Genomic DNA, 13,673 nt, shown 5'->3' on the forward strand with positions numbered 1-13,673 from the left:
TCCAGCTTTTCTATTTTTGCTCTAGGTCACGTAACATTTGGTCAATCTTGTTGCCGTACTCAATTGATTGGTCTTTTTCAAAGACCAAGTCAGGGATTTTATAAAGAGTCAGCTTGCGGCCTAATTCTCTCTTTATGGTTCCCGTTGCTTTTTCCAGACCTGTTTGGGCTTTTTGATTGTCAGAAGCCAGGTTACTCATTATAGTATAGTAAACCTTTGCCATAGACAAATCACCAACCATCTGCACATCAGTAATGGTCACACCTTGCACACGAGGATCACGGACTTTCTTTTGCAAAATCTCATTGACTTCACGCTTAATCTCCATCCCTACACGGTCTGTACGAAAATGGTTTGCCATATTTTTTCCTTTCTTACATGATAGAAAAGCTGAGTTTCCTCAGCTTGAAAAATCCTAGTAAGTTTGAAGACTATTGCCTCAAACCTACTATCTTATATAATCAATGGTCACTTTCTCAAACGATTACTCTATAGGATAGTTCGTTCTTGAGAAAAGATTATTTCTTAATTTCTTCCATGATGTAGGCTTCGATGGTATCATCTACACGGATGTCGTTGTAGTTTTCAATCATCAAACCACCTTCTTGGGCATTACCGACTTCTTTCACATCGTCTTTGTAACGCTTCAAGCTCGCCAATTTACCGTCGAAGATAACAACACCATCACGGATGACACGGACACTTGAATCACGGGTAACCTTACCACGTACAACCATGAAACCACCGATTGTGCCGACTTTAGACACTTTAAAGGTTTCACGGATGATCGCTTCACCGATGATTTTTTCTTCGTACTCAGGATCCAACATCCCTTTCATGGCATCTTCCATCTCTTCAATTACCTTGTAGATGATACTGTGGAGACGTACTTCTACATCGTCCGCTTCCGCTTGGTTGCGGGCTTCGGCAGTTGGACGAACGTTAAAACCGATAACGAGTGCGTTCGATGCTTCCGCAAGGGTGATGTCTGATTCGTTGATGGCACCAACTGCTGAGTGAACGATATTGACACGCACACCTTCCACTTCGATTTTCTGAAGGGATGATGCCAGTGCTTCAACAGATCCTTGTACATCGGCCTTGATAATCACATTAACTGACTTAACCTCACCTGCTTTAAGGGTATCAAAGAGGTTTTCAAGACTAACTCGTTGCGTTGCTTGACGCTGTTTAAGAAGAGCGCGTTTAGCACGTTCTTCACCTGCTGCACGAGCTGATTTCTCATCCTCATAAACGGCAAAGTGATCGCCTGCCATAGGAGCTTCGTTCAAACCAGTAATAGATACCGGTGTAGATGGACCAGCAGTTTTAACACGACGACCAAGGTCATTTGTCATGGCACGAACACGACCAAAGGTATTTCCGACAACGATTGGATCTTGCACATTGAGCGTACCTTGTTGAACAAGGAGGGTTGCAACGGCACCTTTTCCTTTATCCAAATGCGCTTCGATAACCGTACCAATTGCACGCACAGTAGGATCTGCCTTGAGTTCTTGGATTTCAGCTACAAGTAGAACCGTTTCCAACAATTCATCAATGTTTTGGTTGAATTTAGCAGAAATTTCTACGAATTCAGACTCACCGCCCCAGGCAGTTGAGATAACACCATGTTCAGCCAATTCACCGATAACACGCTCTGGGTTTGCACCTGGCTTGTCAATCTTGTTGATAGCTACAATGATTGGAACATTGGCAGCTTTGGAGTGGTTGATTGCCTCGATTGTCTGTGGCATAACACCGTCATCTGCTGCAACGACCAAGATTGTCAAGTCGGTAACAGATGCACCACGAGCACGCATAGATGTAAAGGCCGCGTGTCCTGGCGTATCCAAGAAGGTAATCTTCTTACCATTTTCTTCGATTTGGTAGGCTCCGATATGCTGAGTGATACCGCCTGCCTCACCTGTTGCGACACGAGAATTTCGAAGAGTATCCAAAAGAGTTGTCTTACCATGGTCAACGTGTCCCATAATGGTCACAACTGGTGGACGCTCTGTCATCTCTTCTTCATTGAGATAGCCTTCTTCGACGAAGAAACGCTCGATGTCTGCATTGTCCACTTCTACTTTTTCTTTGGCTTCGATGCCGTAATCAACCATAAGGAGTTCAATGGTATCGCCGTCCAGAGATTGGTTCTGTGTTGCCATGACACCCATGAGGAAGAGTTTCTTCACGATTTCGGCAGGTTCACGTTTGATCCGTTTTGCAATTTCTGCGACGGTCATACCAGCTGTGTATTCAAATTCACTTGGTAATTCGTGGAACTTGCGCTCTGTGACAGGCTTAACAGGTTGGTTGCTCTTGCCTTTTTTGTTTTTCTTGTTGTTATTCCAGTTACTATTTCTTTGATTTCTCACTTGATTTTGACTATTTCGATTTCTTTGTTGTTTCCGTGGACCATCTTCTTCGTCACTATTAAAGTCACGCTTCTTGTCTGGTCGAGCTTGTTTCTTACGACGAGTATCAGCGTTTGCTGTTTCAATTGGAGTAGCCTCTGGTTTGACAAATGGTTTTGTCTCCACAACTGGCTCTTCAAATTTGATTTCTTTTTGTTTCACGACTTTTTTCTTAGCTTCTTGTGCCTGTCTGAAACGTTCTTCGCTGCTGCGAGCATATTCTGCATTTTGCTCAGCTTTTAATGCTGCTGCTCTAGCTTTGAAATCAATTTTCGGTGCTGCCGGTTCAACAGGGCGCTGATTGGTCTGACGACCAAAACCTGGCTTGTCACCTTGTGGACGACGATCGCGTCCCTGATCTTGGCGACGGTCTCTGCCTTGATCTTGACGGCGATCACGTCCTTGAAACTCACGACACTCCCCTGTCCCTTGATCTCGACGGTCCTTGCGACCTTGTTGGTCACGACGGTCTTGTCCACCTCGTCTGTCCTGCTGTCCTTGATGGGCAGGTCGTCCTTGTTGGCGACGTTCAGCCTGTTCTTTTGCCCTTGCCTCCCGTTCTGCCTTAAAGTTACGACTTTTCGGTCTTTGTACAGCTTGTACAGGTGCCGCTTCTTTCGGAGCTACGGCAGTTTTTTCTTCTGAAACCCTAGGCGCTACAGTAGCGATCGGAGCTGGTTCTGCTGCCTTTTTCTCCGGTTTCGCACTACTTACTTTTGTAGCTGAGAAGCTGGCAACAATTTTTTGAGCAATATCAGCTTCAACACTTGAAGAATGACTTTTTACATCCGCCCCAAGTTCCTTAGCCTTGGCGACGATTTCTTTACTTTCTTTGCCAAGTTCTTTGGCAATTTCGTACAATCTCTTCTTAGACAATACCTTGTCCTCCTGTTCTATTCCATAATAGACCTCATCTTCTTAGTAAATCCAGCGTCTGTCACAGCAAGAACTTTACGGCTCTTTCCGACAGCAGCGCTTAATTCCAGCGTTGAAAACGCGGTTACAACTTCTACTTGATAAGTCTGACTTTTGTCAGTAATTTTTTTTCTTAGATTGGGACCAGCATCCTCGGCTAAAAAGACGAGTTTGGCCTGTTTTTTCTGAATGGCTTCCACAACCAATTCTTCGCCTGAAATCAAACGACCTGCTCGCTGGGCCAATCCCAGTAGGTTGAGGATTTTCTGTGTCTTATTCGAGTCCAAGCTCTCTCCTTTTGACCTTGTGGTCAACGTAGGCAATCAATTCATCGTAAAATTCAGGAGCCACTTCCATGCTAAAAGCACGGTTGAAAACCTGTTTCTTCTTGGCTAGGGCAGCTTCGTCATTATCCAACTTGATGTAGGCTCCGCGGCCGTTGGCCTTGCCTGTTGGGTCAATAAAGACCTGACCTTCCTTGTTTTTAACGATGCGGAGTAAATCACGTTTGTCAATGATTTCTCCTGATACAACTGATTTTCGTAAAGGTATCTTTCTAGCTTTTGCCATGGCTACCTCCTACTCAGACTATTCTGCTGCGTCAGCTTCTTCAATTTCAGCCGGCTCTGCCTCTTCATACATGGCAGCTTCGATTGCTTCGTACTCAGTCGCTGACTTGATGTCGATACGGAAACCTGTCAAGTGCGCCGCAAGGCGAACGTTTTGTCCACGACGACCAATAGCAAGCGATAGTTTGTCGTCCGGAACGACTACTGTGGCATGTTTGCCATCTTCTGTATCGAAGATAACCTGATCCACTTCTGCTGGCGCCAAGGCATTGTAAATGAACTCAGCTTCGTCCGCTACCCACTCGATAACATCGATGTTTTCCTCGGTTGGAACCATACGATCGTTCTTAGCATCGTAGCGAGCTGGGTGGAACTTGCTAGTGATTTTCTTGATGTTGGCACCGCCACGGCCAACGATGGTACCGATGGCATCGACGTTTGGATTGTGGCTTCGTACAGCGACCTTGGTGCGGTCACCTGCCTCACGCGAAACACTCATGATTTCAACCGTTCCATCATAGACTTCTGGAATTTCTTGTTCCATGAGACGCTTGATCATCTCTGGATGGCTACGGCTTACGAAGACATTCACACCACGACCATTGTCCTCGACTTTATAAACATAGACTTCGATACGGTCATGAGATTGGAAAACTTCGCCTGGAATTTGGTCTTGTTTGGACAATTGTGCTTCGATCGTCCCCAAATTTACGTAAATGAAGCGATTGTCAAAACGTTCTACGGTTCCAGACATGATTTCACTTTCGTGTGCCTTATAAGTATTGTAAGTAATGGCACGTTTTTGCTTGCGCATTTTTTCCATAATGGTCTGTTTTGCAGACTGGGCTGCAACACGACCAAATTCAGCTGGAGATTCCGCAAATTTGATTTTATCCCCCAATTCATAGGCTGATGAAATCGCTAGGGCATCTTTCAAACTGATTTCCAAGCGGCTATCAAATACTTCATCAACAACTTCACGAACTGTATAGACTTGGAAGTCTCCTTTTTTCTCATCAAACTCGATGGCTGCTGATTCAGACTGACCATAACGGCGTTTGTAAGCAGAACGCAAAGACTCCATAACAGCTTCGACAATGTCTGCTTTATTAATACCCATGTCTTCCTCGAGAACGCGGAAGGCTTCTAGCATTTCTTTACTCATGATGATTTCCTTTTGTAACAAAAGGTCCTTTCTTACTTAAATTTTTACGGCCAAACGAGCCTTAGCAACAGTTGAATACGGGATGGTCACTTGTTTCTTACGAGTCTTATCTAGGTACTCTAACTCTAGCTGCTCGCCATCAAATGACAGGAGTGTTCCTTCAAAAATCTTAACCTTGTCAATAGCCTGATAAAGTTTGACATGAATATACTTCCCAACAGCCTGCTCAAGAGCAGCAGCTGTTTTTAAGGGACGTTCCAAACCTGGACTGGTCACTTCCAACATATACTGTTCAGGGAAGGGATCTGGTTGGATGGTATCCAAGATGGGACTAATCAACTCTGATAAATCTGCCGTGTCCTGCAAACTAATGCCACCTTCCTTGTCTATAAAGATGGATAGCACATAGTCCCCACCCATCTTACCGTACTCAACATCCACTAGTTCATAGGGCGCCTGAATCACTGGCTCAATGGTTTGGGTAACGATTTCTACAATACTGGTCATCTTTACCTCCTTTTTCTTAACACATAAAGGGCTGACTGACGTCAACCCCTTTCCACTTTATTTCTATCCTAAATTCTACCACAAAAGTGGCAAACTGTAAAGGAAAACGATAAATCACCAACCTGTAAACGTTTTTGCTTGGAATTTTTATTTGCTTATCTAAACAAACTTCCACCCAAAGATGCCCTGCCTTCATTTCCTTTCCAAACAGTTCCTCTTTCCGTTTTCCTCATCCAGCAATAGAAAACAAAAAGGATTCTCTAATGAATCCTTTTATTGAAATTGCGCTTCAACGCGGTAGATGACCTGACCTTTTTTCGAGAATTTCTCTTCGTACTCCGTCATGACATTACCTTCAAAATCACTGGCGTGCAAATCCAACCAAACTTGATTGAGAATCATGCCGTATTGTGAGAAACTTGCTAAACTGTATTCAAACAAGCCTCGGTTATCTGTTTTAAAATGAATTTCACCCTTATCAGGCAGGATTTCCTTATAGGTATCCAAGAAAGACTTGTAAGTCAAACGACGCTTTTCATGGCGTTTCTTGGGCCATGGATCTGAGAAATTCAGATAAAGACGGTCAATCTCTGCAGGACTAAAGTAATTGGTCAAACTTGATCCATCCACCTGTAAGAGTTTGATATTAGGCAAACCTGCTTCTACGACACGGTCCAAGGCATAGGACAAGACCGTCAACTGAATATCAATCCCAATATAGTTGATATCTGGATTTTGAGCAGCCATTCCCGTAATGAAGCGCCCCTTCCCTGAGCCAACTTCAATATGAATCGGATGATCATTGCCAAAAATGTCAGCCCATTTTCCCTTGCAATCCTCTGGATTTAGGATAACATACTGAGGATACTGGGCCAATAATTCCGGTGCCCCTTTGCGGTTTCTAACTCTCATCTTCTATGACAAACCCTTCTTTAAACATACGAAGCGCATAAATTTCCTTGTTGGCCGCTTCCATATTATAACTTTCTACGTGTTTGGTGATTTGATTGAGATAACCCAACTGACCATACCAATACACCTTTGCCAAAACGGTCTTGTTGTATTTATAACCGTAGGACTTCAACCATTCTTTCCAAGCCTGACGTGGCACATAATGGGTCAAGAGATAGGCCACATCCATCATGCGGTCAGTGACACAGGCTGTCTCCCAGTCTGTCAAATAGACCAAGCCACTCGTGGTCTCAACCCAGTTCTTATGATGGAGATCTCCATGAACAAAAGTTGCCACTTCCTGATGGAAGGCTGGTAAATTCGCCAAGAGTTCACGGCAGATAGACTGCAAGTAGGTGTTCTTAGACAGACGGGCTGGCGCCTCCTTCTGCCATTTTTCCACCAAATCTCTCGGACTTTGGTAGCTGTAATTGAGCTGCAAGGCTTGGTTGAGCAAAATGCGTGAATAATGCAAGCGCACCAAAATCTGCCGAACCTGCTTGCTAGACATATCCTGTCTTTCAAGGGTGCGGCCTGTCAACCATTCTTGCTCCACCCGATTCCCAAATCCAACCTCACGATTGGTCGAAATAACGGGTGGAGTAATCTGCTCTCTCGCTAAGGCAGTCACAATGGGAGGCATTTCGTATTTTACAAATACAGGCGTTCCGTCTGACCGAAGGCCCTTAAATGCTTTACCACTATTGCCTGCAATAGATTGTAGTTGAAGACCACTCGTATCAAACTGCATGCCATTCCTCCTTCAAAAATTCTTTACTATTTTACTAGTTTTCATGCTGTTAGTCAATCAATTTCTTCGTTTTTATCGTCAGATAGAAATAGTTTAGGAACAATCCCCCCAAGAGTAAGACAGCAAACATGGTCCAATCTCTTTGTACAAGCAGAAAGACCAAACAATTGATCCCCAGCAAGACATTCAAAACCAAACTCACTAATTGTCGAAAAGCACCAGCTTTTTGGCTATGGTCCAAGGGAAAAAGACTGGTTAAGGGGTGGTAATCGTAACTGTGATAAAGGGCTAGCAGTTGGAACAAAAGGAGATAGTGAAAGAGCAAGGCTAGTCCAACTGCCAACCAAGAAGGACTGACAAAGACCAAAGCCAATACCCCTAGCAAGACTAAGCGCAAGCTAATCACCAGAAAATCACCCTGGCGAACAAAAGCTCTCAAAAAGAGAAAACCCCAACCTGACTGATCTAGACCCGTCCATTTTTTAAGCCAGGTCACCAGTATTTTCCGCGGTTTTACAGAAGATATCAGGCCTTTTACATGGGTAAAGTTTGAGAAAAATGCTAGAACTGCTTGTTTTCTCCCTCTTTCACTGGAGATCGTCGCTGTCCAATCCAAGCCCTGACCTTGCAGCAACCGACTAGCTTGCCAATTGTGATAGCCAACCTTTACCCCTAAAAAGAAAAGAATCCAAAGCACTACAGCCCAGATTGGCCAAAAAATTTTCAATAACAAGGGAACAAGCAACAACTGACCCAGGACAAATACACTTCCCCAAACCAAACTCGCTCGCCGACTTGCTTCTCTGACTTCTTGAACCAAGGTCTCCTCTTCAACCAAGAGATAGTGTCGGTCTGCCGCTTCAATGTAGCTTGCGATTCTACCTGAAAAGAGCAACAAGAGACTGATTCCCAAAATCCCTAAAAAAATCCACAAAGCTGGAACAGCTTCAGACAGCATCAGGCTACGATACTGAAGAGAGGCAAAACCGAGTAAAAACAGTAGAGCTAATACAAAGTGATCATTGAGCACATAAGGGATGTAAGAAGAAATTTGCTTCCAAAATTTCCTCCGTCTCCCAGCAAAGACTTGCTTCATCCTGTCACCCCACTCGCTGTAATGGTCAAATAAATGTCATTCAAGCTAGCGTCTGGCATGTCAAATTGCTGCCGCAGGCTACCCAAATCCCCATCTGCAATTACTTGCCCACTATGGAGCACAACAAATCGATCACACAATCTCTCAGCAGAGTCAAGGACGTGGGTTGACATTAAAATCGACCGCCCTAGCGCCTTCTCTTTTTCCAACAAGCTGACCAAGTCCGAAATCGCCAACGGATCCAAACCTAAAAACGGCTCATCCACAATTAGGAGAGAAGCTTCTAGCAAGAGCGCACAGATAATCATCACCTTCTGCATCATCCCTTTTGAAAAGGTAGATGGGAACCAGTCCAACTTATCCTGTAATCGAAAGAGTTGCAACAAACCATCCGCTTTTTGCCACATAGCTTCTTTATCTAATTCGTAAGCCAAAGCCAGCAGTTCAATATGCTCCCGCAAGGTCAGTTCCTCATACAAAATCGGACTCTCTGGTATATAGGCAATTTGCTTGCGATAGGCTTTTAAATCTGATGACAATTCCAAGTCATTGACCTTGATGGTGCCACCATAGGGTTGCAAGAGGCCTATAATTTCCTTGATCGTCGTTGATTTCCCCGCACCATTTAAGCCAATCAAGCCAACCAATTCACCGTCGCCCACCTGAAAACTAACATCTTTTAAGACTGGAATATTGGCGTAACCGCCCGTGAGATTTTTAACTTCTAACATACATTTCTTCCCGTAATTTGATATAATTATTATACCAAAAATTCCTGAAAGAGGTTTGTTTATGTCAGATTGTATTTTTTGTAAGATTGTTGCTGGAGAGATTCCAGCTGCCAAAGTCTACGAAGACCAAGAGGTACTTGCTTTCTTGGACATCACCCAAGTCACTCCTGGCCATACCCTGGTTATTCCTAAAAAACATTTCCGCAATCTCTTGGACCTGGATGGCCAAACCAGCACAGCCATTTTCAGCAAAATACCTCTCATCGCCAATCAATTGAAGGACAAACTTGGCGCCAATGGCATCAACCTCCTCAATAATAGCGAAGAAGCTGCGGGACAAACCGTCTTCCACACCCATTTCCATCTTCTGCCACGGTTTGATGACCAAGATGGCCTGGCAATCACATTTGCAACCAATCAACCTGATTTCTATGAACTAGGTCGCTTGTCCCAACTCTTACAGATTGGAGAGTAATATGAAACTATCTCACCTTATCGCAGGAATCGGCGCTGCAAGCATCGCCTTCCAAGTTGTGTCCAACCGCAAAAAAATCCAGGCTGAAGCAAAAGAAACCTTGGATTTGGTTACCGAGTTGACACAAGAAAAAGAAGCCATCCAGCAGCACCTAAACACCATTTTATCCTACCGCCAACCCTTGCAAGACATGTCCCAGGACTTAACCTACAAGTTACGGACCTATCAGCAAAGCATTGCCGGAAACCTGGAAGAAATCAAAAAACATCTCCCCGCAACAAGCGAAAACCAAGAAAACCTTGTCCAATGACAAGGTTTTTCTTATTCTGAACTTGATTCTGTCGTCTCTTCGCTACTGCTGGTTTCTGTACCACTTGTCGAGCTAGCTTCCGTCTCAGCAGGAAGTCCGTAGCCCTCCAAGACGATTTCATTGGTATAGGCATCCAGTACAGTTACTGGACTTGGCAACCAATTCATCTCTTCATAGACCTGAATATTGGTCACAACTTCTGTCACCGTTGCAAGCCCCAATGATTTTTTCAGGATATTTTGCATTTCATAGACATGCTCACTGGTTGGAATTTGGTATGAAACACCATCGATCATCGCATCTTGCCCCGTCAACTGGTAGGACTCAATGGTTGTCAGCGAATCCCGATAGCCTAAGAGGCTTGGGATGGTCGCAGTGGAGATTTCAATATCCGTCCGCATGTTGTTGGAAATCGCATCCAAAATCTTCTTATACTGGGTAAAACCTTCCAGCTTAAGTAATTTTTTTACGATTGCCATGATAACTTCCCGCTGGCGTTTCTGCCGACCATAATCACCCTCTGGATCATCATAACGCATTCGAGCATAGACTAAGGCCTGGTCACCATTTACTAACTGAACACCAGGTGCAACTGTCGCAGTATAAGCAGGCTCATACTCATCAATTGAGATGGTAAAACCCAGGGTATTGTTAACTGTGATACCACCGACTGCATCGACTAACTCCACCAAGCCGTCCATATTGATTTCCACGTAGCGATTGATGTTGATGTCCATCATTTTTTCGATGGTCGCCACAGCCATCTCTGCCTGACCATAGCTATAGGAATGGTTGAGTTTTTCAATCGCTCCGCTTGATGTTCCATCACCATTTGCAATTTCAACCATGATATCGCGTGTCAAACTCATCATAGTCGTTGTTTTGGTCTGGGGATTAACTGTCAAGAGAATCATGGAATCACTACGCCCCTCTTCCCAGTTACCTCCTCGAGTGGCCTGATCCATGTCAACCCCCATCAAGAGAATGGTCAATGGTTCAGTCGCTTCAATCACATCATACTCTTCATCTGAGTTATTGAGGGTTTTAAATGTTTTTGAAATGGCATCCGTAGAATAATTTAACAAGGTGGTCCCATAAAGGGCACCTGCTCCAACTGTCAGGGCAATGATCAAGCCCAACATTCCAGCAATTTTGAATCCAATTTTCTTCATAAAGATTTATAGGAGCTTGCCCATGTAATAGAGGTCAAGCCATTCTCCTTCATCAGTTCTGGCACCCCGTTTTTGAGTGCCTTCAATTTCAAAGCCAAATTTTTGATACAAATGGACAGCTGCCTGGTTTCTAACCTGAACGGTCAACTCCAACCGACTCAACAAGCCCACTTCTTTGGCCCATAGGTTAACTTCTTCTAGGAGTATGGAACCAATGCCATGACCCCAATACTCTTTTTTTATCGCAATAAAAATCGTCCCGATATGGCTGACCCGAAACTGACGAAAGGATTTGACAGAAATGGCCCCAATCACTTCTGAGCCAACCTTCGCCAAGAGACATAGCTCTCGAGGATTTTCAATCCCAGCCTCAAAAATAGTCTCCATCTGCTCTTGACTAAATCTAAAGCCCGTCTCATCCATCACCAAGAAATCTGTTTCAAGAGCCACCTGATTCATAAAGTCAATAAAGGCTGCTGCATCTGCAGGTTCCGCCTCGCTAAAATAAATTTCTTTCTTAATCATACTGAACCTCCTCTGCTAGACGCTCACTCTTTGGACCATGTGGTTGGAAGGTTAAACGACGACCGTTCTCTTCTTTCTCGATTCGAATGAAGAGGTAGTCATCCAATAAGCTAGAATCAAGCAAATCCCCCCACTCAATGACCGTCACGCCATTTCCATAGAGAAAGTCATCCAAATCGATTGAATCAGGATCATCACCAATGCGGTAAACATCTAGGTGATAGAGAGGTAGGCGCCCCTCGTACTCCCTCACGATGGTATAGGTTGGACTTTTAATCATCTGTTTGATATCAAGCCCTAGGGCCAACCCCTTGGTAAAGGTTGTTTTTCCTGCCCCCAATTCACCAGATAAAACCAAAACCTGATTAGGCTGAAGGACTCTACCGAGCTTCTCTCCAATTGCCACTAATGTCGCTTCATTTTGACTATACATACCCATCATTATATCATAAGAGGACCTTTTTGTCATTTTCTTCCCAAAAGAAAAACTGGGACAAGCCCAGTTTGTCAAGAATATTGCTTACAAAATTGCAAGGATGATAAAGTTGAGGATAAAGAGACCAGTTGCTCCCCAAAGGATTGGGTGAATTTCTTTAGCCTTACCTGTTGATACTTTCACCAAGCAATAGAAGATAAAGGCAGCTGCAATACCGTATGAGATAGAGAAGCAAAGTGCCATGAAGAAGGCTGCGAAGAAGGCTGGAAGGGCATCTTCAAAGTGGCTCCAGTCAACATCCAAGAAGGATGAAACCATCATCACACCAACGATAATCAAGGCAGGAGAGGTTGCCGCAGCTGGCACAATACCGATAAATGGCAAGATAAGGATAGAAAGTAAGAAGAGCACCGCTGTCGTAACAGCTGTCAAACCAGTACGACCTCCCGCAGAGATACCTGCAGCTGACTCCACATAGGTTGTTGTATTAGAAGTTCCAAAGAGTGCACCGATTGAGGTACCGATTGCATCTGCAAAGAGCGCCTTGTCCATTTTAGAGTTAAAGCCTGTACCATTTTCGAGGGCTTTCTCATCTTCTGCTGAGAAAATTCCAGTCTTACGACCTGTACCGATAAAGGTACCAAGCGTGTCAAAGGTATCTGACAAGCTGAAGGCAAAGATAGTCATCAAAACAAGTGGTAGACGGCTTGAGTCAGCAAAGAGCGAAGATAGACCACCAAAAGCTGCTAAGAAAGTCGTACCTAGCTCCGCAAAGGCTGTACCGATATTATTATTTGCAAAATCAATGGTAGAAAGGTCTACAACACCCGCTGGAATACCAGCCAAAGTTGTTGCGACGATTCCAATCAAAATTGCACCACGTACATTCTTAATAACCAAAACAGCTGTCAAGAGGAGACCGAACACTGTCAAGAGAACACTTGGATCTGTAAAGGTCGAAATCCCTGGTACAACACCACCGCCTGCAAATACTGAAAAGACCCCGTTTGAGAAGGTTTCAGCAGTTGCATCCGCAGGAGCAACTCCGTTAACTGTAATAATGTCAGAACCAGATGTCAAGAAGGTAATCAAGTTTGAATTTTTAAAACCAAGATAGGCAACAAATACCCCGATACCACCACCAATTGCATGTTGCAAACTAACTGGAATAGCCTTGATAATGCTCTTACGAACCTTTGTAACAGTAATAAAAACATTAAACAGACCGCAAAGGAAAACCATTGCTAAAGCTTCTTGCCAAGTAAAATCAAGACCAATAACCACTGTATAGGTAAAGAAGGCATTTAGCCCCATCCCTGGTGCCAATGCATAAGGAACATTAGCAAATAGCCCCATAACTAGTGTAGAAACTGCACTGGCAATAATTGTTGCCAAGAAAACAGCTTGAGATGGCATCCCTGCAACACTTAAGATGCTTGGGTTGACAAACAAGATATATGACATAGCGAAAAAAGTCGTAAGACCGGCCATGATTTCAGTCGAAACGGTCGTACCGTGTTCTTTTAACTTAAAAAATGAATCCATTTTTCAATTTTCTCCTTTAATTTACGAACGATACTTGTATTATAAACAAAAAACGATAGCCTTTCAAGTGGTTTGTTCATGAAAACGTTTGATTTTTATAAAAAA

Annotated in this window: 15 protein-coding genes and 2 pseudogenes; 2 read left to right on the forward strand and 15 right to left on the reverse strand. The window is 43.9% G+C overall.

Annotated features, from left to right (window positions below; all coding sequences use genetic code 11):
- Positions 1 to 10: 10 nt before the first annotated feature.
- The 11 genes and pseudogenes from rbfA to JNG37_RS02495 all read right to left on the reverse strand — a co-directional run bounded on the left by rbfA (position 11) and on the right by JNG37_RS02495 (position 9,105).
- A complete protein-coding gene (rbfA, locus tag JNG37_RS02450) occupies positions 11 to 361 on the reverse strand; it encodes a 30S ribosome-binding factor RbfA (RefSeq protein WP_158455656.1) in 351 nt (116 codons plus the stop codon).
- A 157-nt stretch (positions 362 to 518) separates the two neighbouring features.
- A pseudogene (gene infB, locus JNG37_RS02455) lies at positions 519 to 2,795 on the reverse strand (translation initiation factor IF-2); the annotation flags it as partial.
- Between the two features lie 141 nt (positions 2,796 to 2,936).
- Positions 2,937 to 3,296 (reverse strand): annotated as a pseudogene (locus JNG37_RS10065) (translation initiation factor IF-2 N-terminal domain-containing protein); the annotation flags it as partial.
- Positions 3,297 to 3,313: 17 nt separating this feature from the next.
- Positions 3,314 to 3,622, reverse strand: coding sequence for a YlxQ-related RNA-binding protein (locus tag JNG37_RS02460; protein ID WP_158455660.1), 309 nt, complete (start codon positions 3,620 to 3,622; stop codon positions 3,314 to 3,316).
- Entirely contained in the window at positions 3,609 to 3,905 is a 297-nt protein-coding gene (gene rnpM, locus JNG37_RS02465) for an RNase P modulator RnpM (protein ID WP_158455662.1), read from the reverse strand. Before rnpM ends, JNG37_RS02460 begins: the two co-directional genes overlap by 14 nt.
- A gap of 18 nt (positions 3,906 to 3,923) precedes the next feature.
- Positions 3,924 to 5,069 carry a transcription termination factor NusA gene (gene nusA, locus JNG37_RS02470; protein WP_158455664.1) on the reverse strand — a complete coding sequence of 382 codons (1,146 nt, stop codon included), beginning with the start codon at positions 5,067 to 5,069 and terminating at the stop codon, positions 3,924 to 3,926.
- Positions 5,070 to 5,105: 36 nt separating this feature from the next.
- A complete protein-coding gene (rimP, locus tag JNG37_RS02475) occupies positions 5,106 to 5,576 on the reverse strand; it encodes a ribosome maturation factor RimP (protein ID WP_158455666.1) in 471 nt (156 codons plus the stop codon).
- Positions 5,577 to 5,849: 273 nt separating this feature from the next.
- Positions 5,850 to 6,488, reverse strand: coding sequence for a tRNA (guanosine(46)-N7)-methyltransferase TrmB (trmB, locus tag JNG37_RS02480; protein ID WP_158455668.1), 639 nt, complete (start codon positions 6,486 to 6,488; stop codon positions 5,850 to 5,852).
- Complete coding sequence (ccrZ, locus tag JNG37_RS02485) at positions 6,478 to 7,278, reverse strand: cell cycle regulator CcrZ (protein WP_158455670.1); 801 nt, start codon at positions 7,276 to 7,278, stop codon at positions 6,478 to 6,480. Before ccrZ ends, trmB begins: the two co-directional genes overlap by 11 nt.
- Positions 7,279 to 7,327: 49 nt before the next feature.
- On the reverse strand, positions 7,328 to 8,374 hold the full coding sequence (locus JNG37_RS02490; RefSeq protein ID WP_158455672.1) for an ABC transporter permease: 1,047 nt from the start codon (positions 8,372 to 8,374) through the stop codon (positions 7,328 to 7,330).
- Positions 8,371 to 9,105, reverse strand: coding sequence for an ABC transporter ATP-binding protein (locus JNG37_RS02495; protein ID WP_158455674.1), 735 nt, complete (start codon positions 9,103 to 9,105; stop codon positions 8,371 to 8,373). Before JNG37_RS02495 ends, JNG37_RS02490 begins: the two co-directional genes overlap by 4 nt.
- A gap of 61 nt (positions 9,106 to 9,166) precedes the next feature.
- Between JNG37_RS02495 and JNG37_RS02500 the strand changes: the two genes are divergently transcribed.
- Positions 9,167 to 9,580 (forward strand): HIT family protein, encoded by a 414-nt coding sequence (locus tag JNG37_RS02500; RefSeq protein ID WP_158455676.1) that lies wholly within the window; start codon positions 9,167 to 9,169, stop codon positions 9,578 to 9,580.
- Between the two features lies 1 nt (position 9,581).
- The gene (locus JNG37_RS02505; protein WP_158455678.1) at positions 9,582 to 9,890 is read left to right on the forward strand and encodes a chemotaxis protein; all 309 of its coding nucleotides are present in this window, start codon (positions 9,582 to 9,584) and stop codon (positions 9,888 to 9,890) included.
- 11 nt (positions 9,891 to 9,901) lie between these two features.
- Here JNG37_RS02505 and lytR read toward each other — a convergent pair whose 3' ends face one another.
- From lytR to JNG37_RS02525, 4 genes are all read right to left on the reverse strand, one after another.
- Positions 9,902 to 11,062, reverse strand: coding sequence for a glycopolymer--peptidoglycan transferase LytR (gene lytR / locus JNG37_RS02510; protein ID WP_238336230.1), 1,161 nt, complete (start codon positions 11,060 to 11,062; stop codon positions 9,902 to 9,904).
- Positions 11,063 to 11,068: 6 nt separating this feature from the next.
- Positions 11,069 to 11,587 carry a GNAT family N-acetyltransferase gene (locus tag JNG37_RS02515; RefSeq protein ID WP_158455680.1) on the reverse strand — a complete coding sequence of 173 codons (519 nt, stop codon included), beginning with the start codon at positions 11,585 to 11,587 and terminating at the stop codon, positions 11,069 to 11,071.
- Positions 11,580 to 12,020, reverse strand: a complete 441-nt coding sequence (gene tsaE, locus JNG37_RS02520) for a tRNA (adenosine(37)-N6)-threonylcarbamoyltransferase complex ATPase subunit type 1 TsaE (RefSeq protein ID WP_158455683.1) — start codon at positions 12,018 to 12,020, stop codon at positions 11,580 to 11,582. Before tsaE ends, JNG37_RS02515 begins: the two co-directional genes overlap by 8 nt.
- Before the next feature lie 87 nt (positions 12,021 to 12,107).
- Positions 12,108 to 13,568: an NCS2 family permease gene (locus JNG37_RS02525; RefSeq protein WP_158455685.1), complete on the reverse strand. Its 1,461-nt coding sequence runs from the start codon at positions 13,566 to 13,568 to the stop codon at positions 12,108 to 12,110.
- Between the last annotated feature and the right edge of the window lie 105 nt (positions 13,569 to 13,673).

This window comes from Streptococcus suis, assembly GCF_016775005.1.
In the GTDB taxonomy this organism is placed as follows: Bacteria; Bacillota; Bacilli; order Lactobacillales; family Streptococcaceae; genus Streptococcus; species Streptococcus suivaginalis.

Coding starts and splice junctions, on each gene's coding strand:
- rbfA (WP_158455656.1), bottom strand. CDS start 361: ATGGCAAACCATTTTCGTACAGACCGTGTAGGGATGGAGATTAAGCGT.
- rnpM (WP_158455662.1), bottom strand. CDS start 3,905: ATGGCAAAAGCTAGAAAGATACCTTTACGAAAATCAGTTGTATCAGGA.
- nusA (WP_158455664.1), bottom strand. CDS start 5,069: ATGAGTAAAGAAATGCTAGAAGCCTTCCGCGTTCTCGAGGAAGACATG.
- rimP (WP_158455666.1), bottom strand. CDS start 5,576: ATGACCAGTATTGTAGAAATCGTTACCCAAACCATTGAGCCAGTGATT.
- trmB (WP_158455668.1), bottom strand. CDS start 6,488: ATGAGAGTTAGAAACCGCAAAGGGGCACCGGAATTATTGGCCCAGTAT.
- ccrZ (WP_158455670.1), bottom strand. CDS start 7,278: ATGCAGTTTGATACGAGTGGTCTTCAACTACAATCTATTGCAGGCAAT.
- JNG37_RS02490 (WP_158455672.1), bottom strand. CDS start 8,374: ATGAAGCAAGTCTTTGCTGGGAGACGGAGGAAATTTTGGAAGCAAATT.
- JNG37_RS02495 (WP_158455674.1), bottom strand. CDS start 9,105: ATGTTAGAAGTTAAAAATCTCACGGGCGGTTACGCCAATATTCCAGTC.
- JNG37_RS02500 (WP_158455676.1), top strand. CDS start 9,167: ATGTCAGATTGTATTTTTTGTAAGATTGTTGCTGGAGAGATTCCAGCT.
- JNG37_RS02505 (WP_158455678.1), top strand. CDS start 9,582: ATGAAACTATCTCACCTTATCGCAGGAATCGGCGCTGCAAGCATCGCC.
- lytR (WP_238336230.1), bottom strand. CDS start 11,062: ATGAAGAAAATTGGATTCAAAATTGCTGGAATGTTGGGCTTGATCATT.
- JNG37_RS02515 (WP_158455680.1), bottom strand. CDS start 11,587: ATGATTAAGAAAGAAATTTATTTTAGCGAGGCGGAACCTGCAGATGCA.
- tsaE (WP_158455683.1), bottom strand. CDS start 12,020: ATGTATAGTCAAAATGAAGCGACATTAGTGGCAATTGGAGAGAAGCTC.
- JNG37_RS02525 (WP_158455685.1), bottom strand. CDS start 13,568: ATGGATTCATTTTTTAAGTTAAAAGAACACGGTACGACCGTTTCGACT.